Annotated in this window: 17 protein-coding genes; 8 read left to right on the top strand and 9 right to left on the bottom strand. The window is 65.3% G+C overall.

Annotation, left to right across the window (positions count from 1 at the left end; genetic code table 11):
* The first annotated feature begins 54 nt into the window (after positions 1-54).
* The 5 genes from RBB39_RS12270 to RBB39_RS12250 all read left to right on the top strand — a co-directional run bounded on the left by RBB39_RS12270 (position 55) and on the right by RBB39_RS12250 (position 7,038).
* Positions 55-2,247: an OsmC domain/YcaO domain-containing protein gene (locus RBB39_RS12270; protein WP_045990930.1), complete on the top strand. Its 2,193-nt coding sequence runs from the start codon at positions 55-57 to the stop codon at positions 2,245-2,247.
* A gap of 406 nt (positions 2,248-2,653) precedes the next feature.
* A complete protein-coding gene (locus RBB39_RS12265) occupies positions 2,654-4,327 on the top strand; it encodes a BCCT family transporter (RefSeq protein WP_052704185.1) in 1,674 nt (557 codons plus the stop codon).
* Positions 4,328-4,375: 48 nt separating this feature from the next.
* Positions 4,376-5,752 carry an FAD-binding oxidoreductase gene (locus RBB39_RS12260; protein ID WP_045990929.1) on the top strand — a complete coding sequence of 459 codons (1,377 nt, stop codon included), beginning with the start codon at positions 4,376-4,378 and terminating at the stop codon, positions 5,750-5,752.
* 154 nt (positions 5,753-5,906) lie between these two features.
* On the top strand, positions 5,907-6,338 hold the full coding sequence (locus RBB39_RS12255; RefSeq protein WP_045990928.1) for a nuclear transport factor 2 family protein: 432 nt from the start codon (positions 5,907-5,909) through the stop codon (positions 6,336-6,338).
* An 82-nt stretch (positions 6,339-6,420) separates the two neighbouring features.
* Positions 6,421-7,038, top strand: a complete 618-nt coding sequence (locus RBB39_RS12250) for a helix-turn-helix domain-containing protein (protein WP_052704184.1) — start codon at positions 6,421-6,423, stop codon at positions 7,036-7,038.
* Between the two features lie 234 nt (positions 7,039-7,272).
* On the opposite strand, the gene RBB39_RS12245 is transcribed toward RBB39_RS12250, so the two are convergent.
* From RBB39_RS12245 to RBB39_RS12205, 9 genes are all read right to left on the bottom strand, one after another.
* Entirely contained in the window at positions 7,273-8,235 is a 963-nt protein-coding gene (locus RBB39_RS12245) for a C-terminal binding protein (protein ID WP_108449887.1), read from the bottom strand.
* Positions 8,236-8,247: 12 nt separating this feature from the next.
* Entirely contained in the window at positions 8,248-9,024 is a 777-nt protein-coding gene (locus RBB39_RS12240) for an SDR family NAD(P)-dependent oxidoreductase (protein ID WP_045995141.1), read from the bottom strand.
* On the bottom strand, positions 9,021-10,040 hold the full coding sequence (locus RBB39_RS12235) for a zinc-binding dehydrogenase (protein WP_045995140.1): 1,020 nt from the start codon (positions 10,038-10,040) through the stop codon (positions 9,021-9,023). The genes RBB39_RS12240 and RBB39_RS12235 overlap by 4 nt, the downstream gene beginning before the upstream one ends.
* A gap of 42 nt (positions 10,041-10,082) precedes the next feature.
* Positions 10,083-11,225: a mandelate racemase/muconate lactonizing enzyme family protein gene (locus RBB39_RS12230; RefSeq protein ID WP_045995139.1), complete on the bottom strand. Its 1,143-nt coding sequence runs from the start codon at positions 11,223-11,225 to the stop codon at positions 10,083-10,085.
* Between the two features lie 7 nt (positions 11,226-11,232).
* The gene (locus RBB39_RS12225; protein ID WP_045995138.1) at positions 11,233-12,213 is read right to left on the bottom strand and encodes an ABC transporter permease; all 981 of its coding nucleotides are present in this window, start codon (positions 12,211-12,213) and stop codon (positions 11,233-11,235) included.
* Position 12,214: 1 nt separating this feature from the next.
* A complete protein-coding gene (locus RBB39_RS12220; protein WP_197037066.1) occupies positions 12,215-13,228 on the bottom strand; it encodes an ABC transporter permease in 1,014 nt (337 codons plus the stop codon).
* Complete coding sequence (locus RBB39_RS12215) at positions 13,225-14,811, bottom strand: sugar ABC transporter ATP-binding protein (RefSeq protein ID WP_045995137.1); 1,587 nt, start codon at positions 14,809-14,811, stop codon at positions 13,225-13,227. Before RBB39_RS12215 ends, RBB39_RS12220 begins: the two co-directional genes overlap by 4 nt.
* 47 nt (positions 14,812-14,858) lie before the next feature.
* Positions 14,859-15,872, bottom strand: a complete 1,014-nt coding sequence (locus RBB39_RS12210) for an ABC transporter substrate-binding protein (RefSeq protein WP_124802272.1) — start codon at positions 15,870-15,872, stop codon at positions 14,859-14,861.
* A 78-nt stretch (positions 15,873-15,950) separates the two neighbouring features.
* A complete protein-coding gene (locus RBB39_RS12205; RefSeq protein ID WP_197037068.1) occupies positions 15,951-17,420 on the bottom strand; it encodes an aldehyde dehydrogenase family protein in 1,470 nt (489 codons plus the stop codon).
* A gap of 291 nt (positions 17,421-17,711) precedes the next feature.
* Between RBB39_RS12205 and RBB39_RS12200 the strand changes: the two genes are divergently transcribed.
* The 3 genes from RBB39_RS12200 (at position 17,712) to RBB39_RS12190 (ending at position 21,159) form a co-directional block, all read left to right on the top strand.
* A complete protein-coding gene (locus RBB39_RS12200) occupies positions 17,712-18,413 on the top strand; it encodes an FCD domain-containing protein (RefSeq protein WP_108131711.1) in 702 nt (233 codons plus the stop codon).
* Positions 18,410-20,101 carry a GMC family oxidoreductase gene (locus tag RBB39_RS12195; protein ID WP_306169118.1) on the top strand — a complete coding sequence of 564 codons (1,692 nt, stop codon included), beginning with the start codon at positions 18,410-18,412 and terminating at the stop codon, positions 20,099-20,101. Before RBB39_RS12200 ends, RBB39_RS12195 begins: the two co-directional genes overlap by 4 nt.
* Before the next feature lie 83 nt (positions 20,102-20,184).
* Positions 20,185-21,159, top strand: coding sequence for a sialic acid TRAP transporter substrate-binding protein SiaP (locus tag RBB39_RS12190; RefSeq protein ID WP_231498535.1), 975 nt, complete (start codon positions 20,185-20,187; stop codon positions 21,157-21,159).

Below are 21,159 nucleotides of genomic sequence, written 5' to 3'. Positions count from 1 at the left end.
GTTGTCGGTGGCGAGTGTCCGGCGACCCAAACCCATTACTCCGGTGCTGACTCCATGGAAATCAAGGTCAATTTTCTCGACAACCTGAGGCTCGAGGCCAAGTTCGACGACTTTACCGTCATTACCGACCAGCCCATCCGCTACAAGGGTGACGGCTCGGCGCCGAGCCCCTTCGACTATTTCCTGGCGTCGTCTGCCCTGTGTGCCGCCTACTTCGTCAAGGTCTACTGCGTTGCCCGGGATATCCCCACCGAAAATATCCGGCTGTCGCAGAACAACATCGTCGACCCGGAAAACCGCTACAACCAGATCTTCAAGATCCAGGTAGAGCTGCCCGAAGACCTGTCCGACAAGGACCGCCAGGGCATCCTGCGCTCCATCGAGCGCTGCACCGTGAAGAAGGTGGTGCAGACAGGCCCCGAGTTCCAGATCGAGACGGTGGAGAACCTCGACGAGGACGCCCAGGCGCTGCTGATGGCGGAGCCGGAAGAGGGCCAGCGCACCTGGATCGAGGGCAAGGACCTGCCGCTGGAGCAGACCATCGCCAACATGACCGGGATGCTTGCCGAGCTCGGCATGAAGGTCGAGATCGCCTCCTGGCGCAACATCGTGCCCCACGTCTGGTCACTGCACATCCGCGACGCCGCCTCGCCCATGTGCTTCACCAACGGCAAGGGCTCGACCAAGGAGAGCGCTCTGTGCTCGGCGCTGGGCGAGTTCATCGAGCGGCTGAGCTGCAACTTCTTCTACAACGATCAGTTCTTCGGCCAGGAGATCGCCTCGAGCGAGTTCGTCCACTATCCCTTTGAAAAGTGGTTCAAGCCCGGGCCCAACGACGAGCTGCCCAAGGGCATCCTCGACGATTACTGCCTGGAGATCTTCGATCCCGACGGCGAGCTTCAGGGCTCGCACCTGATCGACACCAACTCCGGCAATGTCGAGCGCGGCATCGTCGCGCTGCCCTTCGTGCGCCAGTCCGATGGCGAGGTGATCTACTTCCCCTCCAACCTGATCGAGAACCTCTACCTGTCCAACGGCATGAGCGCCGGCAACACCCTGGCCGAGGCCCAGGTGCAGTGCCTGTCGGAGATCTTCGAGCGCGGCGTGAAGCGCCAGATCCTCGAGCAGGAGCTGGCGCTGCCAGACGTGCCCGAGGAGGTGCTGGCGAAGTATCCGGACATCGTCGAGGGCGTGAAGGCGCTGGAGGCCCAGGGCTTCCCGGTGCTGGTCAAGGATGCCTCGCTCGGTGGCCAGTTCCCGGTGGCCTGCGTGACCCTGATGAACCCCAAGACCGGCGGCGTGTTCGCCTCCTTCGGTGCCCACCCGAGCTTCGAGGTCGCCATCGAGCGCAGCCTGACCGAGCTGATGCAGGGGCGCAGCTTCGAGGGCCTCAATGACTTCATGCCGCCCACCTTCAACTCGCTGGCGGTGACCGAGCCCAACAATTTTGTCGAGCACTTCATCGACTCCTCCGGGCTGGTGTCCTGGCGCTTCTTCAGCGCCAGGTCCGACGTCGAGTTTGTCGAGTGGGACTTCTCCGGCAGCAACGACGAGGAGGCGGCGACCCTGTTCGGCATCCTCGAGGAGATGGGCAAGGAAGCCTACATGATGATCCACGAGGACCTGGGTGCGCCGGTCTGCCGCATCCTGGTGCCGGGCTATTCCGAGGTCTATCCGGTTGAGGACCTGGTGTGGGACAACACCAACATGGCGCTGGACTACCGCGAGGACATCCTCAATCTGCATCGTCTCGACGACGACCAGCTCGCTGATCTGCTCGAGCGGCTGGAAGAGAGCCAGATCGACGAGCACATGGACATCATTACCCTGATCGGTATCGAGTTCGACGAGAATACCGTGTGGGGCCAGCTGACCATCCTCGAGCTCAAGCTGATGCTCCACCTGGCGCTCGGTCAGCACGAGGAGGCGCTGGATCGGGTCGAGATGTTCCTGCAGTACAACGACAACACCGTCGAGCGTGGCCTTTTCTACCAGGCGGTGCGGGCGGTGCTGGAAATCACCCTGGACGACGAGCTAATGCTCGACGACTTCCTTTACAACCTGCGTCGCATGTTCGGGGACGAGACCATGGACAGCGTGGTCGGTGTGGTCAGCGGCGAGCTGCGCTTCCCTGGCCTTACCCCGACCAGCATGGCGCTCGAAGGGCTGGAAAAGCACCAGCGCCTGATCGAGAGCTACAAGAAACTGCACGCGCGCAGGGCTCAGCTGGCCAAAGCCAAGGGCTGATCAGCCCAGCCACCGGCGCCGGTGTAACGGTCAGGCGCCGATGGCCTTCAATACCAACGCCCCCGACGTCTTCGTCGGGGGCGTTTTCGTCTGCGCTTCGTACAACGCTCGGGGACAGACGCCCCTGTCTCGCCAAGGTGCTGATGTTCCGGCATATGGGCCGCTTTCCTGGCGCGCTGGACGGCATCTGAGTGATCGACGCCAGGCTAGAACTTTGGTCGAGATTCTTAAAATGAATCCGTTATGTTTCTTGTTGGTGAAAAAATAGCTGCTATTTTTCATTTTTGTGAAGTCAAAGAGTTCTACGCCAGCTATTGCTCGAAGTCGGCGGCGTTGTCGCGGGGGCCGGGGTTGCGGCCTGGCGGCGTGTCACCGCCTTCGGGTGTCATCCACCAAGGAGTTTTCGATGACCCAACAATCGATAACGAATGTCGAAAGCCATCCGCCAGCGGGACCGGTCAGCCGCATCTTCGGCCAGTATGATCGCTCGCTGTTCTGGCCTGTGCTGCTGATCTACGGCTTGATCATGGCTTGCGCGCTGTTCTTTCCGACCCTGACCGGTCAGGTGTTGTCCTCGACCCGTGACTTTCTGATCTTCAACTTCGGCTGGGGCTTTTTGCTGGGGATGGGGGGTGCGCTGCTGTTCTGTCTCTACCTGGTGATCAGCCCCTATGGTGATCTGAAGCTTGGCGCCGACGATGAGGTGCCGGAGTTCTCCTACGGCGCCTGGATCTCGATGCTGTTCAGCTGCGGCTTTGGCATCGGCTTCGTGTTCTTCAGCGTGGCCGAGCCGTTGACCCACCTCTATCAGTCCTCCCACGTCATCGACATGGGGGCGACGGGAGAAGCCGCCGGGGTCGCCAAGGCGGTCCAGCTGACCTTGCTGGACTGGGGCATGCATGGCTGGGCGGTATTTGCCATCGCCGCCTGGGCGATCGCCTTTCCGGCCTACCGCCTGGGCCTGCCGCTGACGGTGGCCACCGGTCTCTATGGCATCCTGGGAGAGCGCTGCAACACCAGTGTCTGGGGGCGCCTGGCCAATGCCCTGGGGATCATCGGCACGATCGGCGGCAATGCCACCATGATCGGGCTCGGGGTGGCCTCCATCAACTACGGTCTGGCGACCTTGTTCGGATGGGACCTTGGTCCCGTTGGCCAGGCCCTGGTGATGATCGTGGTGATCGTGGCCTACGTGATTTCCGCCGCCACCGGTGTGGAGCGCGGCATCAAGGTGCTGAGCCAGGCCAATATGGTGATGGCTGGGGCGATTCTGCTGGCGCTGCTGTTCTTCGGCCATGCGCCCACTCAATATCTGCTGAACCTTGCCACCCAGCAGGTCGGCGACTATTTCGGCGAGGTGTTTGCGCTGCAGTTCTGGAGCGATGCCGGCAACTTCGAGCAGCGTGAATGGCTCGGTTGGTGGGTCGTGTTCTACTGGCTCTGGTACATCTCCTACATCCCTTTCTGCGGCGGCTTCATCGCGCGGATTTCCCGCGGCCGGACCCTGCGCGAGTTCATCGTCGGCGTGATCCTGGTGCCCATGCTGCTGGCAATCGGCTGGTTCAGCATCTGGGGAGGCTCCGCCGGCTACGTCGAGGTCACCGGTATCGCGCCTCTATGGGAAGGCGTGCAGCAAAAGCCCGAGTCGGGGATCTATGCCCTGCTCGAGAGCATGCCGGGTGGCTGGTGGCTGAGTCTGGGGGTGCTTTTCAATATCGTCATCTTCGCGGTGACGACCTCCGATTCGGCGTCCTTCTTTGCCGCCATGCAGGTCTCCAACGGCGATGAAAACCCCAAGGTGTCGATGCGCCTGCTGTGGGGCGTGGTGATCGGGTTTACCGGCATCATGTTCCAGTTGACCGGTGGCTTCGACGCGATCAGAAGCCTCGCCATCGTGGTCGGCGCTCCCTTCTTCGTGGTTGGTATCGCCTACATGGTGTCGGTCTACCGGATGCTCAAGTCCGCCAAGAAAGGCGGTGTGCACAACGACAGGATCGGCGTCTTCTACCGAGGCATGGTGCCTTACAAAATCGGCCGCCAGGGAGCCAATGGCGAGAGGCATAGTGATGATCGAGCTTGAACCCCGTGTCGTCGTCCTTTGCCGCCAACCATCGAGGAGGAGTGTCTGATGTCAGTACTCACGCCGTTCGACCCCAGCTATGACCCGTTGAAAGACGCCACTCCCGGTGTCGGGCGGGACTACGCGCCGAGCTACTGGCGCCATCACGCCGGGCCTCCACCGCAGGACGACGGCCCGGTGGATCGCGACATGGACGTCGACGTGGTGCTGATCGGCGCTGGTTTTACAGGCCTTGCCACTGCGCTCTTTCTGGCGCGTGAGTATGGCATCAAGGCGACCGTGCTGGAGGCCAACCAGATCGGCTGGGGTTGCACCAGCCGCAATGGCGGCCAGGGGCATCTCGCCTGGGGCCGCCTGAGTCGAAGCCAGTGGGTGAAGCGCTGGGGCCAGGACGTCGCCCGGCGTCTTCACGCCAATAGCCTCGAGGGCTTCGAGGTATTCCAGTCGATGGCCGAGGACCCCGAGATCGACTGCGAGCCGCAGAACCACGGCAACCTGTTGATCGCTCACAGCGCCAAGGCACTCGATGGACTCAAGGAGGAGTCACGGCTGTGCAATCGGCTGCTGGGCTACCCGACTCGAGTGCTCGGCCGCGATGATGTGCTCGAGGGTTACATCGGCGACCAGGAGGCCCAGGGCGCCATGCTGGAGCCGGTGGGAATCGCCGTTCAGCCGCTCAAGCTGGCCTACGGCTACGCCCGGGTGGCACGGCGGCTCGGAGCCAGGATTCACGCCGCAAGCCCCGTCCAGGGCTGGACCACCGAGGGTGGGGTGCATCACCTCAGGACCCCGGGGGGTGTGGTGCGGGCGCGTGCCGTGGGCATCGCCACCGCGGGTTATACCAGCCCCCAGCTGCACCGGGTCACGGCCTACCGCAATATGCCGATCATGGCCAACTCGGTGTGGACCCGGACCTTGACCGACGACGAGGTCGAGGCCTGCGGCTTTCGTTCCACCGTGCTGACCACCGATACCCGCAAGCTGCGCTACTACTATCGCTTTCTGCCGGAAAGGCGCCTGCAGATCGGCACCCGTAGCGCGATCAGCGGTGCCGACGCCCAGAACCCGCGACACCTCAAGGTGGTCCACGATGCCATCGCGCGAAAGTTCCCGGCCATCGCCGGTATCGAGACGCCCTGGTTTTCCCACGGCTGGATGGATATCTCCCACGACATGATGCCGAGGATCGTGCAGCCGGACCCCGGCAGCAGCATCTTCTACGCCCAGGGATACAGCGGCAATGGCGTGGCATTTTCCGCCTACGCCTCAAAAAAGATGGCGGCGCTGATCGCCGGAGAATCGCTCAAGGAGGCCGACCTGCCGATCTTCAATTCGCCCTTGCCCGGGCACCCGCTGAGGCCGGTGCGTCGTCTGGGCCAGCGTGCCCTTTACCGGTATTTCCAGGTGCTCGACAGCCTGCGATAGCCATGGCAATGGAGGGCGCCGCTTAGGCCTGGCGTCCTCTTCTCACCACCACGATTCACGACAACTGCTACTCACAACCGTTACTCACAACGACCGCTACACACAGCGACCGCTACACACAGCGGCCAACATGTCCCGACAGGAGACACACCCCATGACGACAATGACAAACGAGACGCTCAATCGCCTCTTCGCGGCCTTCAACGCCCACGATATCGACGCGGTGATGAGCTATTTTGCCGACGATATCGTCTTCGATACCGTCGCCGGGGACCAGGCCCATGGCACCCGCATAGAGGGCTGGGAGGCCGTCAAGGCGGCCTTCGAGAACACCTGGGGCACCATGCGTGACGTGCAGTGGATCAACGGCAGGCACTACTTTGTCATGGCCGGCGTCGCCGACGGTGGCAGCGATGGGCCAGACGCTGGCGGCGAGCGTATCGTCTCCGAGTCGACCTTCGTCGCCACCCAGCCAGACGGCAAGCGAGTCGAGGCGGACGGGGTCGATCTGTTCAGCGTGCGAGATGGCAAGATCACCCGCAAGCAGGCGTTTCGCAAGCAGCGTCCCGCCTTTGACCCCAGTTGACGCCTTAGTCGCCGTGCGATGCCTTAGCCCCCGGTCGAGCCTCTGGTAGTCTAGGTCCACGCCAATAATGATGGGAAAAGCGATGGCCAGGACGAAGGACGCCAGCAAGGACGCCACCCGGGATACCCGCGAGGGTCAGGACGCCCTGCGGCTCGGTCAGCAGATCCGCGATCTGCGCAAGGCGCGTCAGATGACGCTGGCCGAGCTTGCCGAACGGGTCAACCGCTCGGTGGGCTATCTGAGCCAGGTCGAGCGGGGCGCGTCGTCGCTGCCCATCGGCGTGCTGCAGGCGATCAGCGAGGCGCTGGGGGTGCGGGTGAGCTGGTTCTTCGAGGCCGACAATGACGTGCCCGAGCACGAGCGGGACGTGATCGTGCGCGCCTCCGGCCGCCGGTCCATGGAATTTTCAGGCATCGGCGTCCGTGAAGAGCTGCTGTCGCCGCGTCTCAGCGGCCAGTTGATTCTGATCATGACGCGGCTGGAACCGGGCGGCAGCGGCGGTGAGGTGCCCAGGCAGCGCAAGGGCGAAGAGGCCGGCTACGTCGAAGCCGGGCAGCTCGAACTCACCATCGGTGATCAATGCCATCTGCTGGAGGCGGGCGACAGCTTCTCCATCACCGGCGATCAGCCCCACCTTATCCGCAACCCCGGCGATATCGAGACCCGGGTGGTCTGGGTGATGACCGGGGTCGACTATTGAGGCTTGTCTGAAAAGTACCTGCGCTCGGTAATACGGCGTTAAAAATCGGCTGGTGCGTCAGTCCGGTCAATATGCTCGTTTACACCCCGTAAACTGCGCTGTCGCACCGATTTTTGCCTTGTCTAACCTTCGCTCGTCGACTTTTCGGACGACGCCGAAGGCGCCCGGAGCGGTCTCCGGGCGTTCACTCCACGCGTTCTCTCCAGGCAGACTTTTCGGTGGCCGGCGAGGCCTTCAGGCGGGCAGTCGGTTCACCGGCCACAGCACCTTCTCGCCACTGGCGAAGCGCACCGCTTCCTCGGCCACCTTGCGCTTGAGCTCTTGCGCGGCGTCTTCTGAATACCAAGCCATGTGCGGGGTGATCAGGCAGTTGTCGATGCCCCTGAGCGGGCTATCGGCGGGCAAGGGTTCCTGCTCGGTGGTGTCCAGGGCGGCGCCGGCAAGCCTGCCTTCCTTCAGGGCCTGGGCCAGGGCCGTCTCGTCGATGATGCCGCCACGAGAGGTGTTGATCAGATAGGCCGAGTCCTTCATCCGCTCCAGCGCCGCGGCGTCTACCAGATGGCGGGTTTCCTCGGTCAAGGGGCAGAACAGCCCGATCACGTCGGCCTCCCGGAACAACTCATCGAGTTCCAGGCAGCGAAGCTGGTCGGTGCCGTCTTCGGCGTTGGGCTGATGGTAGCGGTCGTGGGCGATGACATTGAAGCCCAGCGCCGCCATCTTGCGGGCGTAGAGCCGGCCGATGCGACCCAGGCCGACCACCCCGGCGGTCATCCGGGTCTGGCGCCGGATCGGCATGGCATCGGCGTACTCCCAGCGTCCGGCCTGGCAGCCGGCGTTCATCGGCACCAGCTTGCGAATCAGCGCCAGGCTCAGCGCCAGGGCGTGATCGGATACCTCGTGCATGCCGTAGTCCGGGACGTTGCAGACCTGGACCCCGGCGGCGCTGGCGGCCTCGAGGTCGACGTTGTTGACGCCGACCCCGTAGCGCACGATCTGCTTGAGATCGGGCAGGGCCTCGAATACCCGGCGGGTGAAGGGGGCGTACTGGTTCAGGGCGATATCGACGCCCTGGAGCTGTTCGATCAGCGCATCTTCGCTTTGGCATTCAAGCAGCGGGACATCGAAGCCCGCGCGCTTGAATATCTCGGTTTCCACGTCGTGGTTGGCGTGGTCGAGGTCGGTAAAGACGATCTTCATGCAAGTCTCCTGTCAGCGGCCGAGGTAGCCGCCATCGACGGGCAGGGTGACACCGTGGACATAGTCCGAGGCAGGGGAGGCCAGAAACAGCAGCGGTCCTTTCATGTCGTCGCCATTGCCCCAGCGCCCGGCGGGAATGCGTGCGGTGATCTCGGCGTTGCGACCCTCGTCGGCCAGCAGTGCGCTATTCATGTCGGTCGCCATGTAGCCCGGGGCGATGGCGTTGACGTTGATGCCCCTGGCCGCCCATTCGTTGGCCAGGGCCTTGGTCAGCTGCATCACGCCGCCCTTGCTGGCGGCGTAGGCCGGCACCGTCATGCCACCGAAGAACGACAGCAGCGAGGCGATATTGATGATCTTGCCCTGGCCGTCGGGCCCTTCGACGTCGCGCTCGAGCATATGCCGGGCGGCGAGCTGACACAGCTCGAACACCGCCGTCAGGTTGACCTCGAGCACCGCCTCCCAGTCATCGGCGGGGAAGTGCTCGGAAGGGTGGCGGCGCTGGACGCCGGCGGCGTTGACCAGGATGTCGAGGCGACCGCCGAGCTTGGCAAGGGCAGCGTCGAAGCCCTCGCTGCGCTGCTGGCGGCTAGCCAGATCGACGACCACGCCATGACAGGCGCTGGTCGACGTGGACAGGCCCGAGGCGACCTCATGGACCTTGTCCGACGAGCCCAGGATGACGACCTCGGCGCCTGCCTCGAGCAGGGCTTCGGCCATGCCGAGGCCGAGGCCCCGGGTTCCGCCGGTGACGATGGCCTTGCGGCCGTGTAGATCGAACAGCTTCATGATTGGCAGTCCACCAGAACCTTGACGGTGTTGAGGGAGGGAGTGGCGATCATCTCGAAGACACCGGCCGCGTCGGACAGCGGCACCACCTGGGTGATGGTCTGGCGCAGTTCATCGGCCAGGGTGTCGGCCAGAGCCAGGGCGTCGCCGAACTGCTTGTGGGTGTAGACCCGGGAGCCGATCAGGGTCAGCTCCTTGAAGTTCACGTCGATCAGATTGACCGCGTGGGCCGCCTTGTGGGTGGCGGTCAGGCAGATGGTGCCACCGACGCGTACTACCTTGGTCATCTCCAGCGCCGCGCTCTCGACGCCGGAGCACTCGAACACGGCGTCGGCGCCGTCGCCGCCGGTGGCGCTGGCCACCCGCTCGACCAGGCTCTCGCTGCGCACGTCCACGGTATCGAAGCCGAGCTGGCGACAAAGTCCCAGGCGGCCTTCGTCGACGTCGGAGACGATCACCCGGGAGGCGCCTGAGTGGCGCAGCACGATGGCGGTCAACAGGCCGATGGGGCCGGCGCCCATCACCACTGCGCTGTCGAGCAGCGCAAAGCGCGCCTGGTGCAGGGTCCTGACCACCACCGCCAGGGGCTCCACCAGCGCCGCCACCTCATCGGACAGGCTGTCCGGCACCTTGAACAGCACGCTTTCGTCGATCCACTGATGGTCGGTCATGCCTCCGTCACGATCGATGCCGATCAGCCGCAGGTTGGCGCAGACATGCGGGGTGCCGTTGCGACAGGGATGGCAGTCGCCGCAGGAGATCAGCGGGTAGGCCACCACTCGGTCGCCCACCGCGAAGCGCGAGTCCGGCGGCGTCTGCTCCACGCGGCCGACGAATTCGTGGCCCAGCACCAGGGGCGCCTGGGCGCGCGGGTGCTTGCCCGAGTAGATACCGATGTCGGTGCCGCAGACACCGCAGTAGAGCATGCGAACCTTGACGGCGCCGGCCCGCTCGGCGGGCTCCGGTACCTCGGTGACCTCGACCTGTCGGGGGCCGGTATAGACCAGTGCTTCCATGGGGGTTCCTCGTGTCGTCGGGGCGTTGTGAAGAGGGAGAATTCAGGCGCTGTGCTGCTGGCGCTCGGTACCGCTGTCGCTGCCGAGCCGTGCACCGCCGGTGCGATGGGGGGCCATCCGGTCGCGGTCGAACTCGACCCCGATGCCGGGACTGTCCGGGGCCACCGCGCGACCCTGGTCGAGGACCAGCGGACGTCGGGTGTAGTGGTCGATGGGGAAGGAGTGGATCTCCATCCAGCCGGCGTTGGGCTGGGCCGACACCAGGCTTACGTGCAATTCCTGCATGCCGTGGCTGCAGATGGGCAGGCCGTAGTGGCGGCTCTGGCGGGCGACATCGAGCCAGCCACTGATACCGCCGCAGTTGGAGGCGTCGGGCTGGATGAAGGATAGCCGCGCTTGTTCGAAGGCGTAGCCGAATTCGTGAGAGGTGTGCAGGTTCTCGCCCATGGCCAGCGGCATGCCGGTCGCCTCGGCGATGCGGGCATAGCCCTGGTAGTCGTCGGGAAGGGTGGGTTCCTCGAACCAGGTGATGTCATAGGGCGCGAAGGCCCTGGCGGCCTCGATGGCGCCATCGACGCTCAGCGCGTAGTTGGCGTCCACCATGAAGGGACGCTCGGGGCCGATCAGTTCGCGTACCCGGGCCACCCGCTCGACATCCTCGGCAAGGGTCGGGCGGCCGACCTTGATCTTGATGGCCTCGGCGCCCTGGTCGAGGTAGCCCTGAACGTTGGCGAGCAGCCGCTCGAGGGAGAAGTTGAGGTCGATGCCGCCGAAGTAGGCCTGGCACTGGCGGCCCTGGCCGCCGGCCATCTGCCATAGCGGCTGGCCGAGGCGGCGGCCCTTGAGGTCCCACAGCGCGATATCCAGCGCCGAGATGGCGAAGGCGGCGATGCCGCCGCGGCCCACGTAGTGGATATGCCATAGCATGTCGTCGTAGCAGCCGGCGATGTCACCGGCGTCACGCCCCAGCAGCATCGGCGCCAGGTCGTGCTCGAGCAGTGCCAGGATGGCGTGTCCGCCGCGCCCGCCGGTGTAGGTGTAGCCGGTGCCGCTGTGGCCATCCGCGGTGGTGACGGTGGCGGTCACGACCTCGAAGTCGGTGTGCACGCCATGCTTGGCATCGCCCATGGGCTCGCTCAGCGGCAGTCGGTAGAGGTCGAGCTCGATGGAGGTGATCGTCGACATGGGAGGATTATCCTGTGTTGCGTGTGCGCGTGATCTGCACCTGGATCGCGATCACGACGAAGAGAAAGGCGCCGCGGATGACCATCTGCCAGTAGGCGCTGAGGTTGAAGGTGCCGAGTCCGTTTTCGAAGTTCAAAAGGTTGAAGATCAGACCGAGCATCAAGGCGCCGATCAGCGTCGCCACCAGCGACCCCTTGCCGCCGGTCAGCAGGGTGCCGCCGACGACGACGGCGGCGATGGCGGTCAACTCCCAGCCTAGTCCCTCCAGCGGCTGGCCGGCGCCGAAGCCCGAGGCCAGAAAGACCCCGGCGAGCCCGGCACAACCACCGCTGATCAGGTAGGCCAGGGTCTTGGCCTTGCGTGCGGGCAGGCCCATCAGGTGGGCGGCTTCCTCGTTGTCGCCCACCGCGAGCATGGTGCGGCCGATGGGGCGTTGTTCCAGCAGCCACCAGAGACCGGCGCCGACCACCAGGGTGATGGCGAAGCTCCAGGGCAGCAGGCCGCCGATCGACTCCATCCCCAGTCGGGTAAAGCCGCTGGCCCAGTCCACCGGCACCGTCTGGTTGCCGCTGATGATCAGGGCGGTGCCCTTGGCCGCCAGCAGGCTCGCCAGGGTGGCGATAAAGGGAGGAATATGCAGGCGCGTGATCATCACCGCATTGACCAGACCCGCCGCCAGTCCGGTGGCGAGCCCTGCCAGGAGCGCCGGGACCAGGCCGTAGGGGCTGACGTAGGCGGCGGTGACCGAGGACAGCGCCGCCACCGTGCCCACCGACAGGTCGATGCCACCGGTGATGATCACCAGGCACATGCCCAGGCTGATCAGCACGAACATGGCGTTGTAGTTGAGAAAGGACGAAAGATTGTAGGCGCTGCCGAAATTGTCGTAGCGGATCAGGCCGAGGCAGACCAGTGCCAGCAGGATCACGCAGACCCCGGTGGCCTGGCCATTGTCGGCAAGGCGCTGGCGCCAGGAGACGGTGGTCATGTCAGTGGGCTCCTCTGGGCGTCTGGAGGTACACCGCCAGCACGATGATGGCGGCCTTCACCACCAGCGCTACCTCGTCGGCGACGCCGTTGGCGAGCAGGGTGTAGCGCACCAGTTGAATGATCGCGGCGCCGAGGATGACCCCGGCGATGGGGGCCTTGCCGCCCTTGAGCAGGGCGCCGCCGACCACCGCCGCGGCGATGGCGTCGAGTTCCATCAGGTTGCCGTTCTTGGCCGCGTCCGAGGCGGAATTGATGGCCACGGTGATCAGCCCGGCGAGACCAGCGAGCAGGGCACAGCTGGTGTAGGCCGCGAGCTTGACGCGGGTCACCGGGACCCCGGCCATGCGTGCTGCCTGGGGGTTGCCGCCGGTGGCCAGCAGGTAGCGGCCGTAGCGGGTGCGGGCGATGACCCAGGCCACCACCAGGGCGATGACCACCACCAGCCAGCCCTGGAAGGGCAGGCCGAGTAGCCGACCGGCGCCGAGGAACTCGAAGGCGGGATTGTCGAAGGTCTGCAGGTTGCCGTTGGTCAGCACCTGGGCCAGACCGCGACCGGAGATGAACAGCACCAGGGTGGCGATGATCGGCTGCACGCCGAAGCGACTGACCAGCACGCCATTGAACAGCCCACAGGCCACGGCGACGGCCAGGGCCACGACGATCGCCACCAGGGTCATCGCCAGCGGCGCCTGCTGGCCGAACTCCGACAGAAAGATCAGTGGCGCCAGGGCGCCGGCCAGGGCCATCACCGCGCCCACCGACAGGTCGATGCCACCGGTGGCGATGACCAGGGTCATGCCGATGGCGACGATGGCGATGGTCGACACCTGGGAGACGTTGACCGACAGCGTCTGCCACTCGAGAAAGTTGGGGGTGATCGCGACATTGAACAGGATCAGTGCCAGCAGGGCGACGAGCAGCGCCAGACTGCGGGGATTCACCGGCATGGCCTGGCGCCATCGCGGGCTGGCCGACCGGGGCGTCGCCTGACGGGAGGAGTGGAGCGACGTCATGGTACGGTCTCCTGGTGGTCGGTGGCGGTAGCGGGGGATCTCTCGTCGTCACGGGCCGCGCCGTCGGCTCGGTCGTGCTGGGCGGTGGCGATGGCGGTGACCAGGGCGTCTTCGCTGAGCCCGGGGTTGTCGAGCACCCGGGTCGAGTGGCCTTCGTGCATGATCACCACCCGCTGGGCGCCCTCGGCGAGTTCCTCGAATTCCGAGCTGATCATCAGCACCGCGCCGCCCTGGGCCTGATAGTCCTGGACGATGCGCTGGATCTCGCGCTTGGCGCCGATATCGACGCCACGGGTCGGCTCGTCGAGGATCAGCAGTCGCGGTTGGGTCGCCAGCCACCGCGCCAGCAGTACCTTCTGCTGGTTGCCGCCGGATAGCTGGCCGATGGGTTGTTCCATGGAGGCGGTCTTGATCTTGAGCGCCTCGATATAGTGCGCGGCGAGTTCGCGCTCGCGCCGCCTTTGGATGACGCCGCGACGGCTCAGCGTGCCGAGCAGGGGCAGGGTCATGTTCTCGCGCACGCTCATCTCGGGGATGATGCCCTCGACCTTGCGGTCTTCGCTGAGCAGCGCCACCCCCGCGGCGATGGCGTCGCGGCTGTGGCGGGGGGCGTAGCGCTGGCCGGCCAGCCGCATGCTGCCCCGGGTGGTGCGATCGAGCCCGAACAGGGCGCGGGCAAGCTCGCTGCGACCGGCGCCGAGCAGACCACCGAGGCCGACCATCTCGCCCTGATGCACCTCCAGCGAGGCGCCGCGCAGGCCCTTGTCGGTGGCCAGGGACTCAACCTCGAGCAGCGTCTCGTCGGTGTCGAGTTCCATCTCGCGAAAGCTGGTGGTGCCGCTTGCCTGGATGTCCGAGGCCTTGCGGCCAAGCATGGAGGCCACCAGCTCCAGGCGCGGTGTCTCGCTGAGGGTGCGCTGCTCCACCGTGGCGCCGTTGCGCATGATGGTGGCGCAGTCGCACACCGCGTAGAGCTCCTCGAGGAAGTGCGAGACGAACAGCACCGAGGTGCCCTGGGACTTGAGCAGTCGGATGACCTCGAACAGCCGCTGGACCTCGCGTTCGTCCAGCGAGCTGGTCGGCTCGTCCATGATCACCAGCCGGACCCGCTGGGACACGGCTCGGCCGATGGCCACCAGCTGCTGGATGGCGGTGGAGTACTCGCTGAGCGGACGGCGGACGTCGATGTCCAGCCCCAGCTCCTCGAGCACCGTGCGGGCCCGTCGATGGGCCTGGGGCCAGTCGATCCCGCCCCACCAGTGAAGGGGCTCGAAGCCCATCATCATGTTCTCGGTGACCGAGCGCAGCGGCACCAGGTTGAGCTCCTGGTAGATGGTGGCAACGCCAGCCTGCTGCGCCCGGCGCGGGCCGGAGAAGGCCACAGGCTTGCCGTCGAGCAGGATCTGGCCGCTGGTCGGTGTGTAGACCCCGGTCAGAACCTTGATCAGGGTGGACTTGCCCGCCCCGTTCTGGCCGATCAGGGCGTGCACCTCACCCGGCGCGATCGTGAGTGAGGCGCCGTCGAGGGCGACGGTACCTCCAAACCGCTTGTGGATGTCGCGCATGTCGATAAGCGCTGTCATGACGTGGTACCTGGTTGGAATGTCAGGTCGGGATCAACCGGCGTGGCTCAATAGGCGTCGTCGATATGCTCGGCGGCGTTGTCCTGGGTGAAGACACGGTCCTCGACGCGCACCCAGGGCTCGATGGTCTCGCCGGCGGCGTAGCGGTTGAGCACGTCGCAGGCCATCGGACCAAAGCGTGGTGACGACTCGACGCTGACACCGAGCTTGCCGTCGAGGATCGCCTGCAGGGCGTCGCGGGTGCCGTCGATGGAGACCAGCAGCACGTCCTCGCCGGGGGTGCGTCCGGCCAGTTCCAGCGCCTGGATGGCACCGATGATCATCTCGTCGTTGTGGGCGTAGACCACGTTGACCTCAGGATGGGCCTGGAGCAGCGTCTCCATCACCTGACGACCGGTATCGCGGGCGAAGTCGCCGGACTGGGAGGCGATGATCTCCATGTTGTCCTGTTCGGCGATGACCGCATCGAAGCCTTCCTTGCGGTCATTGGCCGAGGAGGCGCCGGTGGTGCCCTCGAGCTCGATGATGTGGGCCTGATCGCCTTCGAAGTTATCGACCAGCCACTGGGCGGCGATGCGCCCCTGCTCGATGAAGTCGGAGCCGAGGAAGCTGACGTAGTGCTCACCGGCCTTGGCGACCTCGTCATCGACGATACGGTCGACCAGGAACACCGGGATGCCTGCCGCACGGGCCTTCATCACCGCCGGGATCAGCGCCTTTTCCTCGCGCGGGGGCAGGAAGATCGCATCGACGCCCTGGGCGATCATGCTGTCCACGTCGGCGACCTGCTTGGCGGCGGAACCGGCCGCGTCAGTCACCGTCAGCTGCCAGTTGCACTCGGGGGCGATATCACGAAACGACTGGGTCTCGGCGATGCGCCAGGGGTTGTTGCTTTCCATCTGGGCGAAGCCCACCCGGTAGCTGTCCTTCTGTTCCAGCGGCGGCAACTGCTGGGCCCAGCCGGGCATGGCGGAAAGTCCCAGCAGGGCGGCGGTGGCAAGCCCCGCCAGGCGGCGGGCGCGGGGGTGACGGGCAGTCGGGGAGTGGTGGGTCGAAGGCATCGTGTTCTCCTGGGCTATTGTGCTTGTTGTCAAAAGAGCACCGCGTCGGCAGTGCTCCGTGCTGCAGGGAGGGGGCGTTCAATCGCCCCAGTTGACGTACATCGTCTGCTTCTTGAAGTAGGCGGAAAAACCGTACTTGCCGTCCTCGCCGCCGACGCCGGAGTGGCCCCAGCCCGAGTGATAGGCGTGGACCTGCTCGCCGTTGGCGCGATTGAAGTAGATCTCGCCGAAGCGCAGCTCCGAGGGCAGCCGCATCAGCCGCTTGAGGTCGCGGGTGAAGACATAGGCCGAAAGGCCGTAGGAGGTGTCGTTGGCGAAGGCCAGGGCCTGCTCGAAGTCGTCGACTCGCTGGATCGGCACCACCGGTCCGAACACCTCGTCGTCGATCAGCGGCGAGCGATTGTCCCGGGTCTCGACGATGGTCGGGGCGATCCAGTAGCCCTTGGCGTAGTCGCCTGAGTCGAGCGGGCCGCCTTCGAGCAGCACGCGGTCGCCCTGGGCGATACCGCGCTGGACCATGGCGGCGACCTTGTCGCGTTCGCCACGGCTGACCTTGGGGCCCATGTCGGGGTCATCCAGCGGATTGCCGATGCTCAGTGCGCGCGAGGCGGCGATGAACTTGTCGATGAACTCGTCGGCGATCTGGCGATGCAGGTAGATACGCTCGCTGCAGGTGCAGATCTGGCCGCAGTTGGTATAGCGCGCGGTGACGGCGGCCTTCACCGCGGCGTCGACGTCGGCGTCTTCCATCACGATGAAGGGCGCCTTGCCGCCGAGCTCCAGCCGCACGATCTTGAGTTCCTCTGCGGCGCTGCGAAAGATCTGGCGCCCCGCCCGGGTGCTGCCGGTCATGGTGATCAGATCGGTGTCGGGATGCTCCACCAGCGCCTGGCCCACCACCGGGCCCTGGCCGGTCACCACGTTGAAGACGCCGGGCGGAAACCCGGCGCGCTCGGACAGCGCCGCCAGATAAAGTCCGGCGAAGGGGGTGATCTCGTGACCGAGCAGGATAAAGGTGTTGCCCGCCACCAGGGCGGGGCCGGCCTTGCGCGTGGCCAGGGCCGCCGGATAGTTCCAGGCGGTCAGTCCGGCGACCACCCCGAGCGGCAGCGAGCGAATCTGAATTTCCTCGTGGCGATTGTCCGAGGGCAGAATGTCGCCTTCGATGCGTCTGGCCCACTGGGCGCTGTAGCGCAGAAATTCGCTGCAGGCGCCGACCTCGCCGCGAGCCTGGGACAGGGGTTTGCCCTGCTCCAGGGCAATCAGCCGGGCGAAGGGTTCGAGATGGCGATCGATCTCCTCGGCCCAGCGGGTCAGCAGCTTGCCACGCTCGTTGGCCGGTCGCCTGGCCCAGTCGGACTGAGCCCTGGTGGCTGCGGCGACGGCGGCGTCCACGGCGGCGGCGTCACCGGCGGGGACCTGGCCAAGCAGCGCCTCGCTGGCCGGGTTGTCCACCTCGATGGCGTGGGAGCCGGCATGCTCAAACCAGCTACCATCGACCCACATGCGGCCTTCCAGGGGGGTGGCACCGAACTGTTGGAAATCCATGGGGCGTCCTCTGTTGGGTAAGGCCAGAACGATGATTGGATAACGCCAGAACAACGTTGGGGTGGTCAGAACGTCTGTTGGATAACGCTGAAATGACGTTTGGTACGACCATATATTGTTGATGGTCGAGGTGGCTGGCAAGCGTGAGGCGCTACGACCATTGTCTATATTTGTTTTAAGTTTTTGAAAAATAGCAATTTTATGGGTTGTTGTGGCGATATTAGCCATTGGTTGTAGTTGTTGTTCGAGAATTTAATGATTAGTTTGGTACGACGATAAACGAGGTGTTGTATGAGCGGACGCAGTGCGGACTCGATCACTCTGGATATTGAGCGCTCCATCGTTGCCGGCGAGCTGGAGGAAGGCCGTCCGTTGCCCGCTGAGCGGGCGCTGATGGAGCAGTACGGCGCCAGTCGCACCGTGATTCGCGAGGCGATCACCGCGCTCACCGCCAAGGGATTCTTGAAGAGTCGTCCGCGCTATCGCCCGATCGTCTGTCGCCCGGATGCGAGTTCGGCGATGCAGGCGGCGGGAGGGGTGATCAAGCACCTGCTCGATAACTCCCGAGGCGTACATGACCTCTACCAGGTGCGGGTGTTGTTCGAGCGGGTGCTGGTGCGGGACGCCGCCACCGGGGCGGGCAAGGACGACCTCAAGCGGCTGAAGGATGCGCTGGACGACAACCAGGCGGCGATCTGCGATTCAGAGCGCTTCTACGCCACCGATGTGGCCTTTCACCGGGTGCTTTACACCATCTCGGGCAACCCGGCTTATCCGGCCATTCACGCCGGCTTTGTCGAGTGGCTGGCGCCCCAGTGGAGCCGGATGCCACGCAGCGAGCAGCGCAATCACGACAACTTCCTGGCCCACCAGGCGATCTACGAGGCCATCCTGATGCGTGATCCCGACGCGGCGGAGCGTGCCCTGGTCGATCACCTCGAGGCCTCATGGGAGTTTGTGCGCAGCACTTTCTTTGCAGGAGAGAACGAGTGAGCGACGTCGATCATATTGTTGTCGGGGGCGGGGCCGCCGGGTGCGTGGTAGCCGCCCGCCTGGTGCGCGAGCAGGGTGCCAGGGTGTTGCTGCTGGAGGCGGGCTCGTCCCACCACCACCCGCTGCTCGACATGCCCCCGGGCATCTTCAAGATGATCAATGGCTCGAAGTTCATGCGCTATCACCAGACCGAGCCGCAGGCTCATCTGGGGGGACGGGTCCACGACATTCCCCAGGGCCACGTGCTCGGCGGCGGCACCTCGGTCAATGCCCAGGTCTACATGCGCGGGCGGCCCGAGGACTACGACGACTGGGATCGGCGACTCGCCGGCAACGCGGCGAGGGCCGACTGGTCCTGGCAAGGGGTGCTCGAGCACTTTCGCCGGATGGAGGACAACGACCGTCTGGTCAATGAACACCATGGGCGCGGCGGGCCACTCAAGGTCTCTGATCCCGGTCATGTGGATGTGGCCTCGCGCTGGTTTATCCAGGCCGCCCAGGCGGCGGGGCTGCCCTACAACGGCGACTTCAATGGCGAGCGTCAGACCGGGGTCGGCTTCTATCAGTTCATGAATCGGGCGGGCAAGCGCTGCTCTGCTGCCTACGCCTACGTAGAGCCGCTGCGCGAGCACCCGGGGCTCGAGGTCGCGCTCGACTGTGAGGTCCAGCAGGTGCTGGTCGAAGACGGACGTGCCGTGGGCGTCGAGTACCGCGACCGCAAGGGCAAGGTGCACCGGGTGCGCGCGCAGGGCGAGGTGATCCTGGCGGCGGGTGCGCTGGTGACCCCGAAGCTTCTGATGCTCTCGGGTATCGGGCCGGCCGAGCAATTGGCGCAGCACGGCATTGCGGTGAAGGCGGACCTGCCGGGAGTGGGGCAGAACCTGATCGACCACCCCGAGGTGCCGATCACCGCCTACGCCAGGACCCCGTGTGGCTACTATCGCCAGGGCGTCGGCTGGCGGATGCTGGCCAACGGGCTCCAGTTCAAGCTGTTCGGCAGTGGCCCGGTGACCTCGGCCGGGGTCGAGGCGGGCGCCTTCGTCAATCCCGTCGATCCTCAGGCGGCACCGACCATCCAGGCCTTCTGCGTACCCATCGTCTATCTGGACCGGGATACCCGGAACGCGCTCAAGGACGACTACGGCCTGACGGTGACCACCGTGGTGGTCAAGCCCAAGGCCAGAGGCAGCGTTTGCCTGCGCTCGGCCGACCCCGGCGACATGCCGCGGGTGTCGCCCAACCTGCTCGGCCATCCCGACGACATGCAGGCGATGGTGGAAGGGCAGAAGTTCTTTCTGCGCGCCTTCGAACAGTCACCGCTCAAGGAAAACCTGCACGGTGTGGCCTTGCCCTTCGCCGGAAGCGGCGCCAGCGACGATGAGCTGCTCGAACACTGCCGACGCTTCGTCAAGACCAACTACCACCCGGCCGGAACTGCGGCCATGGGTGCCGATGACGACCCCATGGCGGTGCTCGACGCACGACTGCAAGTTCGTGGGGTGCGCGGGCTGAGGGTCTGCGACATGTCCGCGGTGCCCGATATACCCGCCGGCAACACCACCGCCCCGGCGATGATGCTGGGCAGCCGCTGCGCCGACTTTATCGGCGAGGATGCCGGCCTGGGCCAGGACGCCCGGCGCGACGCTGCAGCGCCCGAGGTGAAGGCCACCGGGGCGGCGATGCATTGATCTACTGAACGGATTTTCAAGCACCGACAGCAACCGACAGCAACCGACAGCAACCAATAGCAACAATGAAAAAGGAGCATCCGATGACACGCCTTACTCTCCTTCCGCTGACCCTGAGCGTAGGTCTCGCCGCTGCAGCCAGTGCTGCCCAGGCTGCCGACACCGTCCAGTGGGCCCATGTGTACGAACCCTCCGAGGCCTACCATCACTGGGCCGAGTGGGGCGCCGAGCAGATCGCCGAGCGCACCGACGGTCGCTACGAAGTGGAGGTCTTCCCCGCCTCGACCCTGGGCAAGGAGGTCGAGATCAACCAGGGGCTGGTGCTCGGCACCGTTGACATCATCTACACCGGCCAGAGCTTCGCCGCCCAGACCTACGGGCCGCTGGCGCTGTCCGACGCCCCCTTCGTGTTCCGTGACTACGAGCACTGGAAGGCCTACGCCGACAGCGAGCTGTTCGCGGAATTCGCCGACGGCTACCGTGATGCCTCCGGCGGCAACGTGATCCTGGGTGACTGCTACTACGGCCAGCGCCACGTGACCTCCAATACCCCCATCGTCGAGCCCGCCGACATGGAAGGCCTCAAGATTCGGGTGCCCAATGCGCCCATCTACAGCCTGTTCCCCCGTGCGGTCGGCGCCCAGCCGACACCGGTGGCCTTCTCAGAGGTCTATCTGGCCCTGCAGCAGGGGGTGGTGGACGCCCAGGAGAACCCCTTGCCGACCATCCGCGCCAAGAAGTTCTACGAGGTCCAGGACTACATCAACCTGACCGGCCACGTGACCGGCTCCAACCTGATCGTTGCCGGCGGTCCCTTCTTCAACGGCCTGTCCGAGGAGGATCAGCAGATCTTCCGCGAGGTGCTCGGCGAGGTGGCCAGGAAGGTCTCCGACGATGTGCGCGAGCAGGAGCTGGCATCCATCGACTGGTTCAAGGAGCAGGGCGTGGAGGTGCTGGAGGTCGAGCGTGAGGCCTTCCGCGAGAAGACGTTGCCGGTGCTCAACGGCGACGAGGCGACCTGGACCCAGGAACAATTCGATCGCTTGCAGGCGCTGTAA

The organism is Halomonas sp. MMSF_3323, from assembly GCF_030733595.1.
GTDB lineage: Bacteria > Pseudomonadota > Gammaproteobacteria > Pseudomonadales > Halomonadaceae > Halomonas > Halomonas litopenaei.
Note: the sequence above shows the minus strand (reverse complement) of the source record. Positions and strands in the feature narration are given on the sequence as shown.

Coding starts and splice junctions, on each gene's coding strand:
- RBB39_RS12245 (WP_108449887.1), bottom strand. CDS start 8,235: ATGAAGATCGTCTTTACCGACCTCGACCACGCCAACCACGACGTGGAA.
- RBB39_RS12230 (WP_045995139.1), bottom strand. CDS start 11,225: ATGTCGACGATCACCTCCATCGAGCTCGACCTCTACCGACTGCCGCTG.
- RBB39_RS12260 (WP_045990929.1), top strand. CDS start 4,376: ATGTCAGTACTCACGCCGTTCGACCCCAGCTATGACCCGTTGAAAGAC.
- RBB39_RS12210 (WP_124802272.1), bottom strand. CDS start 15,872: ATGCCTTCGACCCACCACTCCCCGACTGCCCGTCACCCCCGCGCCCGC.
- RBB39_RS12270 (WP_045990930.1), top strand. CDS start 55: ATGGAAATCAAGGTCAATTTTCTCGACAACCTGAGGCTCGAGGCCAAG.
- RBB39_RS12240 (WP_045995141.1), bottom strand. CDS start 9,024: ATGAAGCTGTTCGATCTACACGGCCGCAAGGCCATCGTCACCGGCGGA.
- RBB39_RS12220 (WP_197037066.1), bottom strand. CDS start 13,228: ATGACGTCGCTCCACTCCTCCCGTCAGGCGACGCCCCGGTCGGCCAGC.
- RBB39_RS12250 (WP_052704184.1), top strand. CDS start 6,421: ATGGCCAGGACGAAGGACGCCAGCAAGGACGCCACCCGGGATACCCGC.
- RBB39_RS12200 (WP_108131711.1), top strand. CDS start 17,712: ATGAGCGGACGCAGTGCGGACTCGATCACTCTGGATATTGAGCGCTCC.
- RBB39_RS12190 (WP_231498535.1), top strand. CDS start 20,185: ATGACACGCCTTACTCTCCTTCCGCTGACCCTGAGCGTAGGTCTCGCC.
- RBB39_RS12265 (WP_052704185.1), top strand. CDS start 2,654: ATGACCCAACAATCGATAACGAATGTCGAAAGCCATCCGCCAGCGGGA.
- RBB39_RS12215 (WP_045995137.1), bottom strand. CDS start 14,811: ATGACAGCGCTTATCGACATGCGCGACATCCACAAGCGGTTTGGAGGT.
- RBB39_RS12205 (WP_197037068.1), bottom strand. CDS start 17,420: ATGGATTTCCAACAGTTCGGTGCCACCCCCCTGGAAGGCCGCATGTGG.
- RBB39_RS12255 (WP_045990928.1), top strand. CDS start 5,907: ATGACGACAATGACAAACGAGACGCTCAATCGCCTCTTCGCGGCCTTC.
- RBB39_RS12235 (WP_045995140.1), bottom strand. CDS start 10,040: ATGGAAGCACTGGTCTATACCGGCCCCCGACAGGTCGAGGTCACCGAG.
- RBB39_RS12225 (WP_045995138.1), bottom strand. CDS start 12,213: ATGACCACCGTCTCCTGGCGCCAGCGCCTTGCCGACAATGGCCAGGCC.